The organism is uncultured Ruminococcus sp., from assembly GCF_937915125.1.
In the GTDB taxonomy this organism is placed as follows: Bacteria; Bacillota; Clostridia; order Oscillospirales; family Ruminococcaceae; genus Ruminococcus_C.
On sequence record NZ_CALDMP010000002.1, the window covers coordinates 21,247 to 40,504 of the forward strand.

The 19,258-nt window shown below is 48.4% G+C and carries 17 protein-coding genes; 11 read left to right on the forward strand and 6 right to left on the reverse strand.

The genetic code is table 11. From position 1 onward, the window contains the following. Window positions 1–13 precede the first annotated feature (13 nt). Window positions 14–2,323 (forward strand): GGDEF domain-containing protein, encoded by a 2,310-nt coding sequence (locus Q0418_RS00105; protein ID WP_298481512.1) that lies wholly within the window; start codon window positions 14–16, stop codon window positions 2,321–2,323. Window positions 2,324–2,400: 77 nt separating this feature from the next. On the opposite strand, the gene Q0418_RS00110 is transcribed toward Q0418_RS00105, so the two are convergent. After that, a complete protein-coding gene (locus Q0418_RS00110; protein ID WP_298481513.1) occupies window positions 2,401–2,829 on the reverse strand; it encodes an Rrf2 family transcriptional regulator in 429 nt (142 codons plus the stop codon). 835 nt (window positions 2,830–3,664) lie between these two features. Between Q0418_RS00110 and pflB the strand changes: the two genes are divergently transcribed. From pflB to Q0418_RS00135, 5 genes are all read left to right on the forward strand, one after another. Next, a complete protein-coding gene (gene pflB, locus Q0418_RS00115) occupies window positions 3,665–5,740 on the forward strand; it encodes a formate C-acetyltransferase (RefSeq protein ID WP_367276199.1) in 2,076 nt (691 codons plus the stop codon). A 36-nt stretch (window positions 5,741–5,776) separates the two neighbouring features. Further along, complete coding sequence (locus Q0418_RS00120) at window positions 5,777–5,986, forward strand: hypothetical protein (RefSeq protein ID WP_298481515.1); 210 nt, start codon at window positions 5,777–5,779, stop codon at window positions 5,984–5,986. A 55-nt stretch (window positions 5,987–6,041) separates the two neighbouring features. Continuing rightward, window positions 6,042–6,281 carry an autonomous glycyl radical cofactor GrcA3 gene (gene grcA3, locus Q0418_RS00125; protein ID WP_295217398.1) on the forward strand — a complete coding sequence of 80 codons (240 nt, stop codon included), beginning with the start codon at window positions 6,042–6,044 and terminating at the stop codon, window positions 6,279–6,281. 91 nt (window positions 6,282–6,372) lie between these two features. Beyond that, window positions 6,373–7,137, forward strand: coding sequence for a pyruvate formate-lyase-activating protein (pflA, locus tag Q0418_RS00130; protein WP_298481516.1), 765 nt, complete (start codon window positions 6,373–6,375; stop codon window positions 7,135–7,137). Between the two features lie 250 nt (window positions 7,138–7,387). Further along, window positions 7,388–8,317 (forward strand): magnesium transporter CorA family protein, encoded by a 930-nt coding sequence (locus Q0418_RS00135; RefSeq protein ID WP_298481517.1) that lies wholly within the window; start codon window positions 7,388–7,390, stop codon window positions 8,315–8,317. Window positions 8,318–8,375: 58 nt separating this feature from the next. On the opposite strand, the gene Q0418_RS00140 is transcribed toward Q0418_RS00135, so the two are convergent. Next, complete coding sequence (locus Q0418_RS00140; protein ID WP_298481518.1) at window positions 8,376–9,626, reverse strand: hemolysin family protein; 1,251 nt, start codon at window positions 9,624–9,626, stop codon at window positions 8,376–8,378. 165 nt (window positions 9,627–9,791) lie between these two features. On the opposite strand from Q0418_RS00140, the gene Q0418_RS00145 reads away from it, so the two are divergent. The 3 genes from Q0418_RS00145 (at window position 9,792) to Q0418_RS00155 (ending at window position 11,408) form a co-directional block, all read left to right on the forward strand. Beyond that, on the forward strand, window positions 9,792–10,280 hold the full coding sequence (locus Q0418_RS00145) for a GtrA family protein (protein WP_298481519.1): 489 nt from the start codon (window positions 9,792–9,794) through the stop codon (window positions 10,278–10,280). A gap of 70 nt (window positions 10,281–10,350) precedes the next feature. After that, entirely contained in the window at window positions 10,351–11,034 is a 684-nt protein-coding gene (locus Q0418_RS00150) for a DUF421 domain-containing protein (RefSeq protein WP_298481520.1), read from the forward strand. After that, the gene (locus Q0418_RS00155) at window positions 11,031–11,408 is read left to right on the forward strand and encodes a DUF4363 family protein (protein ID WP_298481521.1); all 378 of its coding nucleotides are present in this window, start codon (window positions 11,031–11,033) and stop codon (window positions 11,406–11,408) included. Before Q0418_RS00150 ends, Q0418_RS00155 begins: the two co-directional genes overlap by 4 nt. Before the next feature lie 96 nt (window positions 11,409–11,504). Here the strand turns inward: Q0418_RS00155 and Q0418_RS00160 are convergent, their stop codons facing one another. Further along, window positions 11,505–11,915, reverse strand: coding sequence for a bis(5'-nucleosyl)-tetraphosphatase (locus Q0418_RS00160; RefSeq protein WP_298481522.1), 411 nt, complete (start codon window positions 11,913–11,915; stop codon window positions 11,505–11,507). Window positions 11,916–12,489: 574 nt separating this feature from the next. On the opposite strand from Q0418_RS00160, the gene Q0418_RS00165 reads away from it, so the two are divergent. Then, a complete protein-coding gene (locus tag Q0418_RS00165) occupies window positions 12,490–13,656 on the forward strand; it encodes a CPBP family intramembrane glutamic endopeptidase (protein ID WP_298481523.1) in 1,167 nt (388 codons plus the stop codon). A gap of 317 nt (window positions 13,657–13,973) precedes the next feature. On the opposite strand, the gene Q0418_RS00170 is transcribed toward Q0418_RS00165, so the two are convergent. Then, window positions 13,974–15,059 carry a hypothetical protein gene (locus Q0418_RS00170; RefSeq protein ID WP_298481524.1) on the reverse strand — a complete coding sequence of 362 codons (1,086 nt, stop codon included), beginning with the start codon at window positions 15,057–15,059 and terminating at the stop codon, window positions 13,974–13,976. 260 nt (window positions 15,060–15,319) lie between these two features. Between Q0418_RS00170 and gap the strand changes: the two genes are divergently transcribed. After that, window positions 15,320–16,357, forward strand: coding sequence for a type I glyceraldehyde-3-phosphate dehydrogenase (gene gap, locus Q0418_RS00175; protein WP_298481525.1), 1,038 nt, complete (start codon window positions 15,320–15,322; stop codon window positions 16,355–16,357). Between the two features lie 295 nt (window positions 16,358–16,652). Here gap and Q0418_RS00180 read toward each other — a convergent pair whose 3' ends face one another. After that, a complete protein-coding gene (locus tag Q0418_RS00180) occupies window positions 16,653–16,793 on the reverse strand; it encodes a FeoB-associated Cys-rich membrane protein (RefSeq protein WP_298481526.1) in 141 nt (46 codons plus the stop codon). 1 nt (window position 16,794) lies between these two features. Continuing rightward, a complete protein-coding gene (feoB, locus tag Q0418_RS00185) occupies window positions 16,795–19,146 on the reverse strand; it encodes a ferrous iron transport protein B (protein ID WP_298481527.1) in 2,352 nt (783 codons plus the stop codon). Window positions 19,147–19,258: the final 112 nt, after the last annotated feature.

Sequence of the window (19,258 nt, forward strand, 5' to 3'; positions counted from 1 at the left end):
GAAGGAGTCAAAAATGGCTGAGAAGAAACGGTATCAAATTGGTTTAATGATACACCACCTAGAAAATGAATATGCCACAGAGGTTCTGAAAGGTGCAATTACGGCGGCAGAAGAACTGGACGTGAATCTGATCCTTCTTCCAGGACGTGGTATCAATGCGGTGGAAGATGATGAAAAGTATTCTATTTATGATTATCAGTACAATGTGATCTATAGCTATGTCTCTTCACAGAATCTGGATGCACTGATCGTATCTGCCGGAACTGTTGGATCTTATATCAGCCAGAAAGAAATGATCCAGTTTTTAGACAGCTACGGTGATCTTCCCATTCTGACTATGGAAGTCGAATATCCGGGCTATCCCTGCATTCATTTTAATACCAATGGTATGAAGCTTGCAGTAGATCATCTGATCCGCCGGCACGGATGCCGCAAGATCGGCTATGTTTCTGGTCCCATGGGGAATGCAGACGCGATGGATCGTCTCCATTGTTATCAGGCATCACTGGAGGAAAATAAGATCCCTTATGACAGTACCATGGTTGTATACGGAAACTTTTCGGAATCATCCGATGATGAGGTACGTGCGCTTCTGGATGCGCATCCTGATCTGGAGGCAGTTTGCTTTGCCAATGATAAAATGTGCATCGGCGGCTATCATGTGTTCCAGGAACGCGGTCTGAAAGTGGGAAAAGACATTCTTGTGACCGGATTTGATGACTCGGAGGTTGCCACCAGCTTAAAGCCGATGCTGACCACCATCCGTACCAACGTCAGCGATATGGGATATCGGGCAATGTGCGGCGCAGTGGAACTGATTCAAACGGGAAGCACTCGCAGCCTCACTCTGGATTCGCGGCTGATCATACGGGAATCCTGCGGCAGTACAGCAGAACGGGAAATCTCACCGGAACAGATCCGGGAAATGGCAAAAAATCATGCCGCAAAACAGATCGTCTCCGCAATTTTTTATAAATATATCGGTGACGTGGAAAGTCTGAAAAAAACGGAATTTGTTAAAGTAGTGGAAAAACTTCTGGAGCAGGAATTTGAGGAGATCAGCACAGATCAGAAGCTGGATGCTGCTGCATATGAAAGGGCAATTGAGCAGCTTTTCCAGCAGACGGACGAGATCCGGATTCAGATTCCTCTGCTGAAAAAGATTATGCTGTATGCAAGAGACCTGGCGCTGCTTCTCTGCGAAGGAAATCCGGAAAATTATCTGGCAACAGAACAAATCTATAGTGCGTTTATCAATCATCTGTTGGATTACAGCATGCAGCAGCTGTATATTTTGCGCACCAATCTGGTTTACAGCAATTTTCTCATCAGCAATATCAATAAGGATATGATGATCAATTGCAGTGATGAGGAAAAAAGTTTCTTTTCCATCGTCAAGAATCTGTATCGCGTCAATTTCAGGAGCAGTTATATTTACATCTTCCGGGTTCCTGTGGTGCATTATCAATATGAAACGTGGAACATCCCGGACGATCTCTATCTGAAGTCCTATCATATCGGAAAAAATCTTCAAAAGCTGGAACCGCCGGAACAGCGGGTTTCCATTTTTGATTGTATTGACAATGAACACATGCCGAAGGATCGCAGATACACCTTTGTTATGGTGCCCCTGTTTTCCAATGAGGAACAGTATGGTCTGTTTGTCTGCGAACTGGATCTGAACCATTTTTCCCAGATCTATTCCGTTGCGCCGCAGATCTGTTCTGCCATCAAGATGACACGTCTGGTGAAGGAACTGGAAGGCGACCTGGAAGAGGCAAGGTATGATAACCGGAGACTGGAGCAGATGTCCGATTCCGATGAACTGACCGGCGCCTATAACCGGCGCGGGTTCTACCGGTTTGCGAATATGCTTCTGGAAAGTCCGGAATCTGCGGGAAAGACCGGCATTCTGCTGCTGGGCGACCTGGACAATCTGAAAATTATCAACGATACCTTCGGTCACAACGAGGGTGACCATGCCCTCAAGACCTGCATACATTATCTGAATACCTGCGTGCCGCTGCTGGATGTTATCGGCAGAATCGGCGGCGATGAATTTGCAGCCTTTGTTATGGTGGACGATGGTGACGCAAATGCAGCAATGCAGGAGATCTATGACTGCATCAAAAAGACAGCACGGCTGTATAATGCCGAAAGCGAGAAACCATATAATATTACCATCAGTCTTGGTATGTATGCGGTGCAATGCGCACCGGGCATGAAAGCGCAGAGCTATGTGAAATTTGCAGACGAAGCGCTTTATGAGGACAAGAAGAACAAAAATCGTATTGTGATCAAGCCCATAAAGGATCGGGCATAAGAAAACCGCACAAGTTGTTTTTTCAGCGTACTTGTGCGGTTTTTTTTGTGCAGATAAAGCTGTCATGAACGTTGGCCTTAAATGCAGAAATCGTTCCCGGCAGCGTTGTCAATCATGTCCTGTAGTGTGATGCCGTCCAGATAGTTGTTGATGGTCTGGTACAGCCCTTTCCATACCGGAATGGTCAGGCATTGCTCCGACCGGGGACAGTCAACGTCACCGTATTGGATACACGCCACCGGAGAGAGACTGCCTTCTGTAATGCGCAGAATTTCGCCTACGGTATATTCTGAGGGCTTTCTGGAAAGCATATAACCGCCCTGATATCCCCGGTTCGTGCGAAGCAGGTTGGATTTTGTCAGCAGCGGAACGATCTGTTCCAGATATTTCTTGGAGACTTCCTGCCGCTCTGCAATATCTTTCAGCGCAATGAAACCATCGTTCTGATGCGCAGAGAGATCCAGCATCATCCGCAGGGCATAGCGGCCTTTTGTTGAAATTTTCATGGCTTTTTCCTTTCGTAAAAATGTATGACATTTGAGCGCATAGGGATTTTGTTTTAATACTACTATTATAACATAGGTTTAGTAGGTTTTCAAGAGGGTTTTAGTGGGGGATTGGTAGAAAAAATAAGCCTTTTTCGATAATAGAATTGTCGATTTCCTACAAATATCATAGATTTTATAGAGATTAAAAAGAACGCAATACGTTCTACAGCAATGTTTCCCATGATCTTCACCCAGTGTCAGGGCACAGCGGTACCCGAGAATGCGGATTGTGCACCGGGGAAGATGTTGGATATGTCATTAAAATTTCGATTGGAAAAACAGATTCCGGAGCCGATCGGAATCCCATGATTTTTGTGGAATAACAATGAACAAGCAGATGATTTCCGACAAAATTAATGGGAAATCATTTTAGTTCGTCAGTCAGAACGGTACAGCAGCAAAAGCGTGCTGTATATCATTTTCTGACATTACAGAAAATATAACATGCCGGAAAAATCCTGTCAACCGAAAACGCTGCCGAATATCTAACAAAACAAATCGAATCTGCGCTTTTTCTTTTCTTTATTTTAAAATGAATGCAACATTCCGGGATACATAATCGAAAAATAAGGTTTTCCGAAAAAAATTCTTGGGAAATTGCAGGAAAGCTATTGACATCCTAGTTGAGATGTGTTATTATTAAGACAGACCAAAACACAACTGAAAAGGTCAGGAGAATATGACTTAAAAATGACGCATTTTTATGGCTTAACCAGTTGTGATTTGCAAAAAATCCAAACTAAATTCCGCTGGTTCATTCAGCAAAGGGGAGATTTTAAAAATGGCAGAAACAATGGCAAAGGCATGGGAAGGCTTCGTTGGCGGCGCATGGGAAAAGACCATCGACGTACGTGACTTCATCCAGAAGAACTATACTCCGTATGAGGGTGACGAAAGCTTTCTGGCCGGCCCGACTGAAGCAACAAAAACACTGTGGGGCGAGGTACTGGATCTGTTCCAGAAGGAACGTGAAAACGGCGGCGTAATTGACATGGATACCAAGATCGTATCCAAGGTTAACTCTCACGATGCCGGCTATATTCACAAGGAACTTGAGACAATCGTCGGTCTCCAGACTGACAAGCCGCTGAAGCGTTCTCTCCAGCCGTTCGGCGGTATCCGTATGGCTGAGACTGCCTGCGAATCCTATGGCTACAAGGTAGATCCGGAGATCAGCTATATCTTCCGTGAGTACAGAAAGACACACAACGAGGGCGTATTCGATGTATACACACCGGAAATGCGTTCTGCTCGTCACAATGCCATTATCACCGGTCTGCCGGATGCTTACGGCAGAGGCCGTATCATTGGTGACTATCGCCGTGTTGCTCTGTATGGTGTAGATCGTCTGATCGAAGACAAGAACTATCAGAAGGCTGTGACTTCCGGTACCATGACAGAGGAGAAGATCCGTCTGCGTGAGGAACTGGCAGAGCAGGTAAAGGCTCTGAAGGCTCTGAAGAACATGGCTGCAAAGTATGGCTATGACATTTCCGGACCGGCTACCAATGCAAAGGAAGCAATCCAGTGGACATACTTTGCATATCTGGCAGCTGTCAAGGATCAGAACGGCGCTGCAATGAGCCTGGGCCGTACCTCCACATTCCTGGACATCTACATTCAGCGTGACCTGGACAACGGCACTCTGACTGAGGAACAGGCACAGGAGTATATCGACCACTTCATCATGAAGCTGCGTATGGTCAAGTTCGCAAGAACACCGGAATACAACGCACTGTTCTCCGGCGACCCGCAGTGGGTTACTGAGTCCATCGGCGGTATGGGTCTCGACGGCAGAACTCTGGTAACGAAGAACAGCTTCCGTTACCTGCACACCCTGGAGAACCTGGGTACTGCACCGGAGCCGAACCTGACTGTTCTGTGGTCCAAGCGCCTGCCGGCAGCATTCAAGCACTACTGTGCAAAGCTGTCCATCAACACCTCTTCTTTCCAGTATGAGAACGACGACCTGATGCGTATAACACACGGCGATGATTATGCCATCGCTTGCTGCGTATCCTCTATGCGTGTTGGTAAGGAAATGCAGTTCTTCGGCGCACGTGCAAACCTGGCAAAGTGCCTGCTGTATGCAATCAACGGCGGTGTGGATGAGAGAATCGATGCCAAGACCGGCAAGCACAATCAGGTTGGTCCGAAGTATCGTCCGGTAGAAGGCGATTATCTGGACTACGATGATGTTATGGATAAGTACACCGACATGATGGAATGGCTGGCAAAGCTGTACGTAGATACTCTGAACTGCATCCACTACATGCACGACAAGTACTGCTACGAGGCACTCCAGATGGCACTCCACGACAGAGACGTTAAGCGTTACTTCGCAACTGGTATCGCTGGTATGTCCGTTGTTGCTGACTCCCTGTCCGCAATCAAGTATGCTAAGGTAAAGTGCATCCGTGACGAATTCGGCGTAGTGACTGACTTCGAAGTAGAAGGCGACTTCCCGAAGTACGGCAACAACGACGACCGTGTAGACAGCATTGCTGTTGAGATCCTGAACAAGTTCATGGATATGATCCGCAGCAACTATTGCTACAGAGGCGGCGTACCGACCACTTCTATCCTGACCATCACATCCAACGTTGTATACGGCAAGAAGACCGGTAACACACCGGACGGCCGTAAGAAGGGTCAGCCGCTGGCACCGGGTGCAAATCCGATGCACGGCCGTGATACCCACGGTGCAGCTGCTTCTATGGCTTCTGTTGCAAAGCTGCCGTGGAAGAATGCACAGGATGGTATCTCCAACACATTTACCATTATTCCGGACGCCCTGGGTAAGGATTCTTCTGTATTCGCAGGCGATGTGGATATTGCTTCTATCCGTGAGGCTATGGAGAAGGAATAAGGAAACCCCTTATAATGAGAAAGGAGGCGCAGGGTCATGGCACAGCATGAACTCAAGGATCATGACAAGTCCGATGAGTTGGTCGATATGATCGAAAAGCTCATGGAGAATGGAAGCGGTCACCTGACCATTTCCGAGGATGATCTCATGGGTGACGGCATGAATGTGAAAACCTATCGCAGCATGGATTGCTCAAAGGGAAGCATGGCTTGCTGTCAGCCGACTGAATTCATAGACGAAGAGTGAGCATTTGCTCTTTCGGTAATACAATTGTTGTAAATTCTGCAAGGAGGAATTTATTATGGCAAATGAAAAGCAAATCGAAAATCTGGTTGGCCTGCTGGACGGTTATGCTGAAAAAGGCGGTCACCATCTGAACGTAAACGTACTGAACCGTGAGACTCTGCTGGATGCACAGCAGCACCCGGAGAAGTATCCGCAGCTGACTATCCGTGTCAGCGGCTATGCAGTTAACTTCATCAAGCTGACCAAGGAGCAGCAGGATGACGTTATCTCCAGAACTTTCCACGCTGGTCTCTAATCGGAACAGTCCTGCGAAAGTCGCATAAGTAACATTCCAGTGGGCGTACAATTTTTTGTGCGCCCATTGTTGTATCAAAAGGAGGTAGATTATGGAAGGACACATTCACTCTACGGAAAGCTTCGGCACAGTAGACGGCCCGGGCATTCGCTTTGTGATCTTTTTCCAGGGATGTCCCATGCGCTGTCTGTACTGCCACAATCCGGACACCTGGCCTGCGACAACTGACGATAGCAATCTGCGCAGCGTGGAGTCACTGCTGAAAGAATATGATGGCATCAAGGAATTTCTCCGCGACGGCGGTATCACTGCAACCGGTGGGGAACCCTTGGTGCAGATGGAATTCCTCACCGAGCTGTTTGAAGCGGCAAAAAAGAAAAATATCCACACCTGCCTGGATACCTCCGGGATTCTTTTCCGACCGGAAAAGCGTGCAGAATTTGACCGTCTTATGGCTGTGACAGACCTGGTGATGCTGGATATCAAGCACATTGATGAGGAAGAGCACAAGAAGCTCACCAAGCAGAGCAACAAGCATATTCTGGAATTCGCCGAATATCTGAAAGAAAAGAAGGTCCCGGTCTGGATCCGCCACGTAATCGTGCCGGGATTGACGCTGAATGACGAATACCTGCGCCGTCTGGGACATTTTATTGGCGGACTGGATAATCTGAAGGCACTGGATGTGCTGCCGTATCATACCATGGGCGAAGTGAAGTATGAAAACTTAGGGATAGACTATCCCTTGAAAGGCGTTCCAGCTGCTACCAAGGAACAGGCTGTCCATGCAAAGAACGTGATTTTTGATGGTATTAAAGAACGCCTGCGGGAAGAGATTCGTGACAGTCATGCGTAATCGTCTTGCAAAAAAATCGTAAAATTTACAAAAGCCGCCTTGCCAAGGGCGGCTTTTTCTGTTATAATAAAAGAAGCGGCTAAATTGCCGGAAAAGCGTATGATAGAACAGGAGGTGCGGCATGAACGCTGACCCATATCCTTTGCCATGCATGAAAAAGGCATACGGCAAAGGGAACAGAACTTTGAAAATATGCAGGGTCAGCTGTGCTGTATCAGTGGAGCTGCCTTGCTGAAAGGTGGTATTCCATTTGGTTTCGTATTACAAGACGGTTGCAAACCGGCTCATTGAAGTGGATTCCATTACGCCCGGCTGCTGGGTCTCGGTAGTGGATCCCACTGCCCAGGAACGCAAAATGCTCATTGATGAATATGGCCTGGACAGCGACTTTCTGAAATCCTCCTTGGACGAAGAGGAATCGTCCCGTGTGGAACAGGAAGAAAATCAGACGCTGATTATTGTTGATACGGCGGTTTCAGAGGTGCAGAAGGATGATACATTGATCTTTTACACCATGCCGCTGGGTATTATTCTGACGGATCACTACGTATTCACCATTTCCCTGCGGGAAAATAAGGTGATTGATGACGTGGTCAGCGGTCGGGTGCGGAATATCCAGACCCAGTTCCGGACGCAGTTCGTCCTGCGGCTCATGATGAATATTACATCCTCCTTCCTGGTTTATCTGAAACAGATCGACAAGACATCCACTGCCATGCAGAGAAAACTGCACGGCGCCATGAAGAATCACGAACTCATCCAGATGCTGGAACTGGAAAAATCCCTGATTTACTTCTCTACCTCTCTGAAATCCAACGATGTGACCATGAATAAGATTTTGCGGGGCAGGGTAGTGAAGCTCTACGAAGAAGATCAGGATCTTCTGGAGGATGTACTCATTGAGCTGAAACAGGCGCAGGAAATGGCGAGTATTTATTCGGGCATTCTTTCCGGCGTAGTCGAGGCGTTTGGTTCTGTGATCTCCAATAACCTGAATATCGTCATGTGGCGCTTGACCATGGTGACCATTATTCTGGCGATTCCGACCATGGTATTCAGCTTTTATGGCATGAATACGCTGGATTTGCCCGGTGCAGAGCATACCTGGTTTCCCACAATGATTGCAGTGGTGTTGACTGCTGTGGTGGCGCTGGTTTTGTTTAAGTATAAGAAAAAGTAGATTTTCATAGAATAGGGTACAAAAAAGTCTCTGCGCAATCGCAGAGACCTTACCTTTTCTATTTCTCTTCTTCCTCTGTCGGCGGCGTAACCTCCAGTCGGATGCTTTTGACGGTCTGGTTATCCGCATCCAGTACGGTGAAGTGAAATGCGCCATATTCCGCCGTTTCGCCTACGCCGGGAATATGCCCCAGCAGTTCCATGACCCAGCCGCCCACTGTGGTAGAATCTGTCTCCGGAACATGCGCTGGTGCATCTTCTTCGTCCAGCCCTGCACAGACATCGCTGATGCTGAACGAACCCACTACGGTGTAGACATGAGGTGCTGTCTTTTGGAACTCGTGGACGATCTCGTCGCTTTCGTCGTAGATTTCGCCCACCAACTGCTCCAGAATGTCCTCCAGGGTTACCATACCCTTCGTGCCGCCGTACTGGTCAACCACAATGGCGAGATGTGTCTTGGCAAGTTGCATTTCCCGGAGAATATCGCTGATGCGTTTGGTTTCCGGTACATAAATGACGGTCTGGGTGATCTCCTGCAAAGAAGTGTATTGCCCGCACATGAGCCGGAAAAAGTCTTTGTTGGTGATCATGCCGATGATATTGTCCAGGCTCTTTTCATAGACAGGGAACCGCGAGAAATGGCTGTTCAGGAACAGCTTTTTCGCTTCCTCCACTGTGGCATCTGAGGACAGTGCAACGATGCGTACCCGGGGGATGAGGATCTCGCTGACAGAGGTTTCATCAAATTGCAGAGCGGAGATCACCAGATCGCTTTCCTGTTCTTCCAGAACGCCTTCCTCTTCAATTTCATCAATGATGTATTTCAGCTCGTCCTCTGTGACGCTGGGTGCTTCGTCCTTGGGCTTGAATGTACGGGAGAGCAGATCAAAGAACCAGACAAAAGGCGTCATGAGCGTGGTGAATTTGGAGAGAATGCCGCCCAGTGCCAATGCGATTTTGTCTGCATGGGATTTGGCGTAGGATTTCGGCAGTACTTCGCAGAAAGTCAGTACCAGGATGGTCATGACAACGGTGGAAATAGCTGCGCCGGCAGAGCCGAAGTAAATGGTAAACAATACCGTAGCAAGGGAAGAAGAACCGATGTTGGCGATGTTGTTGCCCACCAGAATGGCAGTCAGTGCCTGTTCATATTTGTTGGCAATGCGCAGCGCCGCAGCGGCACGCTTGTCCCCGGAGTCTGCCAGATGCTTCATGCGGATCTTGTTCACGCAGGCAAATGCAGTTTCTGTACTGGAAAACAAAGCGGAAAAAATCAATAAAATCAGTATCGGTATGACGTAAATCAAAATAGTTCCTCCTGGAATCATACAAATCAATATAACTATTATGCATCATACCATAAAATCAGAAAAGAATCAAGTAGTTCTGCATGTTTTTATGAAAAATGATACAATTGGCAGAAACGAATAAACAATATTTCGTGAATTGTCAAAAAGAAAGGATGAAAAGAAATGGAACGTTTTATCTTATGGGTGGCAAATCACCTGCCGAAGCCCCTGCGGAATCTGTATTTTCGCTATGAAGATCTGATTCTGTATCTCATTTTCGGCGGACTGACTACCGTTGTCTCTTTTGTGACCCAGTTTGTACCAGCGTATTTTCTGGGAACTGGTGCCGCTGCGACCATCTTCTGTACCACTTTTTCCTGGATCTGCGCCGTGACCTTTGCATTTTTTACCAACAAAAAATACGTATTCAAAAGCAAGACTGCCACAAAGCGTGCATTCTGGACGGAATTTTTCTCCTTCTACGGAGCACGTCTGGTTTCCTATTTCCTGGAGCTGGGCATCATGCTGGTATTCGCAACATGGCTGGGACTGAATTACTATGTGGTGAAGATCTGTGCACAGGTTTTCATTGTCCTGTCCAACTATCTGTTCAGCAAGCTGTTTGTTTTCAAGAAACGGGAGGGCGGCGAAACTGCCGGAGAAGGAAAATAACGCAGTACTCTTCTGCATAATCTATGCGCCTCTGTCCATACTAAGGGTATGGAAGGAGGCGCATTTTTCTATGAGTATTGTTCTGATACGATCTTTGATCTTGTACATTGTGGTGATTTTCGGCGTTCGCCTGATGGGAAAGCGGCAGCTGGGAGAATTGCAGCCGTCGGAGCTTGTCATCACCATTCTGATCTCCAATATTGCCACGCTGCCCCTGGAAGATCCGGACATTCCTCTGATCGTGGGCATCCTGCCTATTCTGGCGCTGGTATGCTATGAGGCGGTCATGTCCTGGGTCACGCTGAAATCCCTGCGGATGCGCCGTATCATCTCCGGCAGACCGAAGATCATAATCCGGGACGGGCAGATCGAACAGGCGACTATGCGTGATCTGCGGTTGTCTGTGGACGATCTGATGATGTCACTTCGTTCCAATCAGATCTTTGACGTGAGCCAGGTGCAGTTTGCCATCATGGAAACCACGGGAACCATTTCTGTTTACCCGAAGCCTGAGTATCAGCCTCTGACCCAGGGAGATATCAAACTGAAAAAGGCAATCCTGAATCCGCCTGTGGCGATTATTCAGGACGGTGTTGTCATGAACAAGTCACTGTCAATGATCGGATATAACGTGGAGTGGGTCTATCAGAAGCTGGCAGAGCATCGTCTGGCGGTGAAGCAGGTATTTCTGATGATTGCGGATTCCACTGGTGCTTGTACTGTGATCCCGAAGAAAAGGGGGGATAAAGAGTGAACCGAGTACGTCTGGGTGCGGCAATTCTGCTTATGCTGCTCGTATTGAGCATTGGCACAGCGTGGTTTGTGCATACTGAAACAGACAAGCTTTTGGCTGGATTGGATGAGATCGAAGAAATTGCAGAGACCCAGTCTCTGGAAGCGGCGGCGGAGCCCTTTGCAGAATTCGAAGCCCAATGGGAAAAGTCACAGCGTATGCTGAATCTCATGGTATGGCGGGATAAGGTACTTCAGATCGATATTACCATTTCCCATCTGGACCCCATGCGTGCAGAGGACTGCGATGAGCTGAAATCGGAATTTGCCGAAGCACGGATGTGGATCGAACGCCTTGGCGTGGGAGAAATGCCCCTTCTGCGGAATATTTTATAAACAACACCGCACAAAGAGCACCTGTGGCTTTGTGCGGTATTGCCTATAATGGAAAACAAAAATGCTCCCGATGAATTCACCGGGAGCATTTTGCATTCAGAATCGTTTGATGGCTGCCTTGGCTTTGTTGACAATATTTTTGTCGTTCTCATACGTCAGGATGGAAGACGCATAGCCGATATCCACCCAGCGGATCTCTGCAATTTCTTCTTCCTGGGGGATGAAATTATAATTTTTGGCACATGCGATAAAATAAACAACGGTTTTCTGGGTGTCACGCTTTGGAAAATACGAGACAGTTTCCCGAAATGTGGGATCGACCATGACATCAATGGCGGTTTCTTCCTTGATCTCACGGACAGCGGTCTCAATTTCAGTTTCGCCGTTTTCCATGTGACCCTTGGGAAAAGACCAATGACCGCTGTTAATATGCTTGATCAGCAAAATTTCCGTATTGCCATGGGATTTGCGGTAAACAATGGCGCCGCATGATTTTTCGTGCTGCATAGGCAATTCCTTCTCCTTTGCTAGGAACCAGTTTTGCATCTTTTTCCACGCATTTTTTCGGCGAATTTTACTGCTTTTTTCGTTAGGGCAATACCGCACAAAGATTGCGCGTCAGGTGCGCCGTCAGATTTTTCGTCAGATGAAACAAAAAGCGCAGTGAATACTTTGTGTATTCACGAGCATTTTTGTGAAATATGACGCAAAATATGCAAGCATATGACGTGCAAAGCCGTCAGGCGCTCTTTGTGCGGTGTTGCCTTAGATATTCTTGCCGGGCGGAAGCTCGCCTGCGAATTTCCGCCTTAAAACCAGCGAAAATTCACTCGAAAATCTATGCAGAAAAAGATATGAAACCGACTCCAATGATGATTTGTTGTAATAAGTATAGCATATTTTTCTGGATTTGTCCATAGGCTTTTTTCTCGTTCACGGAAAACCAGGGACAAGTGCAGGCCTGGACAAATTTTGCTTCATAATTTCAAAAAAGTTGTTTACGAAAGACAAAAAATGTGGTACAATAAAAATGATATACTATCAAAAATTCATTCCAGGAAAACAGGAGGCATTATCATATATGGATACATATTCGTGGAATACGCCCGGCGCTTCCCAGCCGGAACCCCAGGTTTCGCCGTCCGCAACGCAGTCCCAGATCGATCCTCAGAATCCCTTTGAGAATTCTCTGGAAAATGCGGCATACCGCACGGACTATCGCCGCACCCTGCCACAGATTCTACTGCCGAGCTTTGAGATTCCGCTGTTCCCGGAGCGAGAGGAACGACGTGCCATTCGGAAAAGCATGAACACGGCGGGGCTGGGCGTGTTTTTGAGCTGCCTGATCTCTCAGACACTGTTCACGATTCTAATGCTGGTGATTTTCATTCTAATGGGCGGCTCCTTAATGAATTATTTCAGCGGCGATACGAGTGATGTGATGACATATTTTCAGAACTCTGCGCTTCTGATGGCGTTAAATGCATTGGTCTTTTCTGTGCTGAATGTCACAGTGGCACTGATCGGCTGTCGCAGTATGAGAATCCCCACACCCAGTCTGTTCCAGACCCAGGATTTTACCGTGGGAAAAGCTGTGCAATATATGACCATTGGCATCGGGCTGCAGTGTGTTGCCGGTATCGTATATTCCATTCTCAAATGGCTCATGTCTCAGAACGGTATGGAAATGACAGAAGTGGATTTTTCATATTTTTCGAGTGCAAAGTCCACCATTGTGGTTGCCCTTTACACTTGTATTCTGGCACCGGTGACAGAAGAACTGCTGTTCCGGGGGTTTCTCATGAAAACTTTGTCGAAAGTCAGCATCCGCTTCGGCATTGTCATGAGTGCCCTGTTGTTTGGTCTCATGCATGGTAATGTAGGTCAGTTCCTGCCGGGCTTTTTGGTTGGCATGTTCCTGGGAAAAATCGTTGCGCGGCATAACTCTCTGCTGCCGTCTATTCTGGTGCACGCTGCCATCAATACCATGTCCTTTGTGCTGAGCCTGGGGCAGGAATTTCTTGCAGATGGAATCGGCGCTGTCGTGTTCGGCATTCTGGCGCTGGGATACTATGCGATTTCTCTGGTGGGCGTGATCTTCTGGTTTCTGAAGGAACGGAAGTATCCGCTGCCATATCCCACCCAGAAGCAGGCAACGAGAAACCGGGTATTCTGGTCGTCGCCGTGGCTTTTGGCAGGAATTGCGCTGCAATTGGGCATGTTGATTCTGAATGAATTGGCGGCGTAAAAAAATGTCGGGGGATTTCCTCAGATGCACATAGCAAAAGGGGCTGTTGCAAGACAGTAAAGGCAACACCGTACAAAGAGCGCCTGACGGCTTTGCACGTCATATGCTTGCATATTTTGCGTCATATTTCACAAAAATGCTCGTGAATACACAAAGTATTCACGAGCATTTTTGTTTCATCTGACGAAAAATCTGACGGCGCATCTGACGCACAATCTTTGTGCGGTATTGCCTAAAATCCTGGTTAACGGGTGCGATGCCCACATCGCATCGTTTTCCCGTTGGATTTTGACTGTTTGCAACAGCTCCTTCCTTTTTCAATAAAACCGATATGCGGAAATATCCGACAGAAGGATCTGAAAAGGTGAAAATGCATCATCCTGCAATATCTGACTGGGGCTTTGCAGGGACAGCGGTACATCCGGACTGCACACCGGAAACCGAAGGGTGCAGACCATGCGGTTTTCCAGGTTCGTATATAAAGCGGCAGCGTGATATGTTTTGCAGAACAGCCGGATAACCATCTCCTCTGGAGAAACCAGCGGCGTCTCATAGAGCTGTTCCAGGCTGCTGTGCCGTTTGGATACAGTATCAGTTCCGTCAGAATCGGCAGTGCAGGTGAGGATGATCTGTTCCTCCTGCTGCTGTGCGTTCCAGTGCATCCGGGTGATGTCGGGGCGCTGCCGCCGGATGTGTAAGATCAGACAGAGCAGGCAGTTCTGCAATCGTCTGCGGTTTGCAAAGATCCGCAGGTGCGATTCGCTTTCCAAGTGCAGCCGCAGAGTTCTTCCGAGAACTGCATGACAGGATTCGACAAATTTCGACAATTCGCGGTCAAGAAAAAAAGCCTCGCTGGAAATCTCTTGGCTTTGGTAATATTTAGACATCTCACTCTGTAAAACGGATGGCTGCATCATCCGGCAGCAGTTGCCCTTGATGATGTTCAGCTGTTCCATCATTTCTTCCAGTACCATGCGGGAATATCCGTCGCTGGTTTCCTCGATGGTATGATACAGTTCTGCCACTGCATTGGAGATTCCGAAGACCTGCTGGCGTAAGGCAGCAGTCTGGTTTTCCAGTTCGTGCCGCCATGTCGGATTCTTCCATGCGGTTTCCTGGCAGGGGGACTGCCCGATTCGCACCAGGTACAGAATTTCGTCCTCCTGTTCATGCCAATCCAACTGAATGCTGTAAAGCTCTCCTTGATAACAAATGAGATATGTTCCCGGTTTTGGTATCTTATTCTCGAAATAAGTCAGGAATGCCTGATCATTTTCTGCATGATGCAGCATGGGACAGTCCCGGTTCTGCCACAGTGTCTCCCATTGCTGCGAGAATAGGATCACGTAATCCGCTGTCTGCTGATACCATTTCACGATCCAATCGTATTCGTTTTGTTGCATGTCATATACCCTCCCTATTACGTTCCTATTCTATGCTTTTATTATACTACATATTTGAGAACATAGAAATAAAAATTTTGAGATTTTTGTTTCAATTTTTAGATTTGTGCATCTTGAACAAACTGATGGCTCGATTTTTACACAAAATGTAGAAATTAAGAGAACTTGTATGGGGAATGCATGCTTTTTTTCAGAAAGTGCTTGAATTCTGCTTCGAAATGGTGTAAAATAAGATTATAAAAATTTAGGAGGTAATTCCAATGTCAGTTAAAGTTGCTATTAATGGTTTTGGCCGTATCGGTCGTCTTGCATTCCGTCAGATGTTCGGTGCAGAGGGTTATGAGGTTGTTGCAATCAACGACCTGACAAAGCCTTCTATGCTGGCTCACCTGCTGAAGTATGATACCGCACAGGGCGGTTATGCAGGTCGTATCGGCGAGGACAAGCACACTGTTACCGCTGATGACGAGGCTGGTACTATCACTGTTGACGGCAAGACCCTGAAGATCTATGCTATGGCTAACGCAGCAGAGCTGCCGTGGGGCGAGATCGGCGTAGACGTTGTTCTGGAGTGCACAGGTTTCTATACTTCTAAGGCAAAGGCACAGGCTCACATCGACGCTGGTGCAAAGAAGGTTGTTATTTCTGCTCCGGCTGGCAACGATCTGCCGACTATCGTTTACAACGTAAACCACAACACCCTGACCGCTGATGACAAGATCATCTCCGCAGCATCCTGCACCACAAACTGCCTGGCTCCTATGGCAAAGGCACTGAATGACTATGCTCCGATCCAGAGCGGTATCATGAGCACCATTCACGCTTACACTGGTGACCAGATGATCCTGGATGGTCCGCACAGAAAGGGCGATCTGAGAAGAGCAAGAGCTGGCGCTGCAAACATCGTTCCGAACTCCACCGGTGCTGCTAAGGCAATCGGTCTGGTTATTCCGGAACTGAACGGCAAGCTCATCGGTTCTGCACAGCGTGTACCGGTTCCGACTGGTTCCACCACCATCCTGACTGCTGTTGTAAAGGGCACAGATGTAACTGTTGACGGCATCAATGCTGCAATGAAGGCTGCTGCTACTGAGTCTTATGGCTACAACGAAGAGCCGATCGTTTCTTCTGACGTTATCGGTATGAAGTATGGCTCTCTGTTCGATGCAACTCAGACCATGGTTTCCAAGATCGCTGACGATCTGTTCGAAGTACAGGTTGTTTCCTGGTACGACAACGAGAACAGCTACACCAGCCAGATGGTTCGCACCATCAAGTATTTCGCAGAGCTGGGCTAAGCGAGATCGGGTTCTCCCGAATGTAACGGACATGCTCCGTAAATAGCGAAAAGCGGTATGGCAGATTTGCTGTACCGCTTTTTGTGTTAATGTAGTGGCGGCTATTAGCCACCCGCAAGTTTTCCTGTTGTTATATTAATCTCTGATCAGTTCCATGAAAAGATTCGCCGACAGGCATTCGCTGATCAAGGAAAACGTCCGCAGGCAGGCTGTCGCCTGGCAAGGGCGTTTGACGACGAGCAGCGAGTGGATGGCGGTGAAGATTTTCATGGGTTTGGTCAGAGATTAGTATTATTTATGTTTCCTTTTTACCGCAATTCTGACAATCGCCGCAGCATCCGCTGCACGGCTTTGAACGATGCCGGAAAATATGTCGCACTGCTATTCCCACTGCCACTGTCAGAAGCAGCAGGATTATGCCATCTGCCCAGGTCATATCACATCACCCCGAACAGCATTCCCACCAGATGTACCACCGACGCAGCGACCCATGCAATGATGCACTGCCCGATCACAACGCCCAGCGCCCATTTTCCGCCCAGTTCCCGGCGGATTGAGGCAATCGCCGCAACACACGGCGTATACAGCAGGCAGAATACCAGCAGACATATTGCCGCCAGAGGAGAGAGAACCGCCAGGAGCGTTTCTGTAGAACCGAACAGCACCGACAGCGTGGAAACAACGCTTTCCTTTGCAATAAAACCAGAGATGAGCGCTGTGGAGAACCGCCAGTCACCGAAGCCCAAAGGCTTGAAAATCGGCGCAATGATACCAGCAACGGACGCCAGCAGGCTGTCCTGGGAGTCTGCAACCACATTCAGATGGTGGTCAAAGGTCTGCAAGAACCAGATCACAATGGTGGCGAGAAAAATGACAGTAAATGCGCGCTGCAAAAAGTCCCGTGCTTTGTCCCACAGCAGCTGGAGTACATTTTTTGCGCCCGGCATACGATAGTTTGGCAGCTCCATGACAAAAGGGACGGCGTTGCCCTTGAATAAGGTCCCTTTCATCAGCGCCGCAGTCAGAATGCCCATGAGGATACCGCCGAAATACAGCGCAACCATGACCAGACCGCCGTGTTTGGGGAAAAATGCTGCTGTGAAAAAGGCGTAGATGGGCAGCTTTGCGGAACAGCTCATGAAAGGCGTCAGCAGGATCGTCATTTTTCGGTCACGCTCTGAGGGCAGCGTTCGGGTCGCCATGACGCCGGGGACAGTGCAGCCAAAGCCAATGAGCATGGGTACAATGCTTCGCCCGGATAAACCAATTTTACGCAGCAGCTTGTCCATGACAAAAGCGACACGTGCCATATATCCGCTGTCCTCCAATAGCGACAGGAAGAAAAACAGGGTAACAATGGTGGGCAAAAAGCTCAGCACGCTTCCCACGCCGTTGCATATGCCGTCAATGACCAAAGAGTGGAGTACACTGTTTACGTCCCATTCTGTCAGGAGATTGTCTATCCAATCCGTCAGTGTACCGATACCCCATTCCAGCAGACTGGAAAGTCCGGCACCAATGACATTGAATGTCAGGAAGAACACCAGCGCCATAATTGCAATAAACGATGGGATTGCCGTGTATTTTCCTGTCAGGATCTGATCGATCTTTGTGCTGCGGACATGTTCCTTACTTTCCCGTGGCTTGATGACAGTGGCATCGCAAATGCTTTGGATGAATTTGAAGCGCATATCCGCAATGGCGGCGGCACGATCCAGACCACGTTCCTCTTCCATCTGGACAATGATATGCTCCAGCAGTTCCTTTTCATTCTGGCTCAGCTTCAGCTGCTCCAGAATCAGTGTGTCACCCTCTACCAGCTTTGCCGCTGCAAACCGGATGGGAATGCCGGCTGTTCTGGCGTGATCTTCAATGAGATGCATAATGCCGTGGAGACAGCGGTGTACAGCGCCGCCTGCATCATCTTCCTTGCAGAAATCAATGCGCCCCGGGCGTTCCTGGAACTGTGCCACATGGATGGCGTGGTCGATCAGCTCGTCAATACCCTCGTTTTTTGCCGCTGAAATGGGCACCACAGGGATGCCTAGCCTTGCCTCCATTTCGTTTACCAGAATAGAGCCGCCGTTTTCCCGTACTTCGTCCATCATATTCAGTGCCAGCACCATGGGGATATCCAGTTCCATCAGCTGCATGGTCAGGTAGAGATTTCGCTCAATGTTGGTGGCATCTACAATGTTGATAATGCCCTTTGGCTTTTCGTCCAGTACAAACTGCCGGGTGACGATCTCCTCGCTGGTATAGGGTGACATGGAGTAAATACCGGGCAAATCGGTCACCAGGGTATTGGCATGTTCCCGTATTTTACCGTCTTTCCGGTCAACGGTGACACCGGGGAAATTTCCCACATGCTGATTGGAACCGGTGAGTCGGTTGAACAGCGTCGTTTTGCCACAGTTCTGGTTCCCGGCGAGGGCAAAGGTCAGGACCGTTCCCTCCGGCAGAGGTGTTTCATCTGCCTTCACGTGATATTTGCCGCCTTCGCCCAGTCCGGGGTGGTCAACTACTTTTTTCCGCACATTGCGGTCACAGGGTGCCGCTGCATCATGGACATCCGTAATGGTGATCTGGGCGGCATCTGCCAGCCGCAGAGTCAGCTCATAGCTGTGGATCCGCAGTTCCATGGGGTCACCCATAGGTGCCAGCTTCACCATGGTGATCTCACCGCCCGGAATGATCCCCATGTCCAGAAAATGCTGCCGCAGCGCACCCTCACCGCCCACAGTGAGCACACGTGCCGTTTTTCCGCACTGTAATTCATTTAACGTCATACTGTTCTCTCCCTTTTGATTTTGTTTCAATGAGGAATTAGGAGTTAGGAATTAGGGAAATACCGCACAAAGATTGTGCGTCAGATGCGCCGTCAGATTTTTCGTCAGATGA